This window comes from Longimicrobium sp., from assembly GCF_036554565.1.
In the GTDB taxonomy this organism is placed as follows: domain Bacteria; phylum Gemmatimonadota; class Gemmatimonadetes; order Longimicrobiales; family Longimicrobiaceae; genus Longimicrobium.
In genome coordinates, this window is the sequence record NZ_DATBNB010000311.1 from 1 (window position 1) to 2485 (window position 2485).

1 protein-coding gene is annotated in these 2485 nt (G+C 72.0%); it reads left to right on the top strand.

Annotated features, from left to right (window positions below; translation table 11 throughout):
- Nucleotides 1-475: 475 nt before the first annotated feature.
- The coding region (locus tag VIB55_RS08410; RefSeq protein ID WP_331876229.1) for a PAS domain S-box protein at nucleotides 476-2485 on the top strand (2010 nt) is incomplete at its 3' end.

Consider the following 2485-nt stretch of genomic DNA (forward strand, 5'->3'; position numbering starts at 1 on the left):
AATGAATTCGCTGCAACAACCACACGAAGTCTGCCTTCGCAGACTGGCTTGCTCGGGTGTGAGTTGAGGCGAGGGAACGCGCCTGGAATGTGGTGCAGTTCTCCCCTCTCCCGCTTGCGGGAGAGGGGGCCGGGGGGAGAGGGCAGCCGGGGTCTGCACGGGCGTCCTCGAACCGCTCCAGAGCCGGCTACAGTCTCAGCCCCACCATCGGTCCTCCTCTGACGCGCCACACTGGCTCCCTTCCCCCGCGGGGTTTGCGGGGGAAGGGCTGGGGATGGGGGGCGCCCCGCCGACGCACCGAACCCAGTCTCCACCGGACCGAAGTTCCCCCTCTCCGCACGCACTTGATGCGGGAAGGGGCCGGGGAAGCGCCCGCCGGTCCCGAGCTTGCAGGCCTGAATCCGTTTCGGCTGGATCGCGGCGCGCCCGTTCCATCGGCACGCCGTCCATTGACTCCGTTCTCGTGCGGCTGGTGATGCGGATAGGGTGGAAAGGGGCGTTCGTCGATGAGCCGGGTTCGTTCCTGAACCCCGGCGAGGCCGTGCATGGCGTGCTCGCGCTGGAGCTTCCCGATGCCGCCGCCGCCCTCCTCGCGCTGCTGATCGCGGCCGTGGGCGCCGCCGTCACCTGGTGGCTGGTGCGGCGCGGCCGGGCCGGTGCCGAGCAGGCGCGGCTGTACGTGCAGGCAGAGTCTGCCCGGCGCGACCTGGAGCAGCTCGCCGAGCAGCTGCAGGACCAGGCGTCGCACCTGCAGGAGCAGACGGCCGAGCTGGAGGTGCTCAACGAAGAGCTGGCCACCTCCGAGGCCCGCCTGCGCAGCACCATCGACTCGTCGCTCGACGCCATCGTCATGACCGACGACGCGAGCGTCATCATGGAGTGGAACGACCACGCCGAGCGCCTGTTCGGGTGGAGCGCCGACGAGGCGATCGGCCAGACGCTCGCGCAGACCATCATCCCCCCGCGCTTTCGCGAGGGGCACCAGCGGGGCATCGACCACTACCTGGCGACGGGTGAGGGGCCCATCCTCAACCGGCGCATCGAGATTTCCGCCATCCGCCGCGACGGGACGGAGTTTCCCGTGGAGCTCACGGTGGCGCCGGCGCGCTCCGGCAGCCGCGTGCTCTTCAACGCCTTCATCCGCGACCTCACCGAGCAGAAGGCGGCCGAGCGCCGGCTGGCGGCCGAGCACGCCGTCACCCGCGTGGTGGCCGAGTCGCACACGCTGCACGAGGCCGCGCCCCGGCTGCTGCAGGTGATCGGCGAGTCGCTGCATTGGCCGGTCGGCGTGTTCTGGGTGATGGACACCGGCGGCGAGCAGCTCTGCTACGCGGGACGCTGGATGGCCCCCGACGCGCCCGATCCGGGCCAGGCCGTTGCCGACCCCGCCCTCACCTTTCGCCCCGGGCAGGGGCTTCCCGGCCGCGTGTGGGAGGTGGGCGAGCCGGCCTGGGTGTCGGACGTCACCCGCGACGCGAACTTTCCCCGCGCGGCCAAAGCGGCCGCGGCGGGGCTGCACGGCGCGTTCGCGTTCCCCATCCGCGCCGCCGACGAGCTGATGGGGGTCATCGAGTTCTTCCACCAGTCGGTGCTGGCCCCCGATCCCGCCCTGCTCGAGGCGGTGGACGCCATCGGCCGTGACATCGGGCAGTCCATCAAGCGCGTCCGCGCCGAGGAGGCCCGCGACGCGGCGGTGCACGAGCTTGCCGAGGCCAACCAGCGGCTGGCCGCCCGCACCGACGAGGCCGAGTCCGCCAACCGCGCCAAGACCGAGTTCCTGGCCAACATGAGCCACGAGCTGCGCACCCCCATCCACGCCATCATCGGCTACTCCGAGCTGCTGGAGATGGGGATCACCGGGCCCATCACCCCGGCGCAGCGCGCCCAGCTGGGCCGCGTGCGCGCCAGCAGCCAGCACCTGCTGGGGCTGATCGAGGAGATCCTGGACCTGTCCAAGATCGAGGCGGGCCGCTTTCGGGTGGAGCGCGTCGCCGCGCCCGTGGTGGAAACGGTGGACGCGGCCGTGGCGCTCGTCACCCCGCAGGCGGCGGAAAAGGGGCTGCACCTGGCGCTGGACTGCGATCCCGGGGCGGACACCTGGTTCCTGGGCGATCCCGACCGCGTCCGGCAGATCGTGGTGAACCTGCTCTCCAACGCGGTGAAGTTCACGGAGGGCGGCGGCCGGGCCAGCATCCACTGCAACGTCGCCGACGCGCCCGGGGACGGCGCGCGGCTGGCGGGGCCGGGGCCGTGGGTGCGCATCCAGGTGGAAGACACGGGGATGGGGATCGCGCCCGACCAGGTGGAGGCGATCTTCCAGCCCTTCGTGCAGGCCGACATGGGTCGCACGCGCACGCACGGCGGCACCGGGCTGGGGCTTACCATCAGCCGGCAGCTGGCGCGGCTGATGGAAGGCGACCTGACGGTGAGGACGGCGCCGGGCCAGGGATCGTGCTTCACCCTGTGGCTCCCCGCCGCCGCCGCG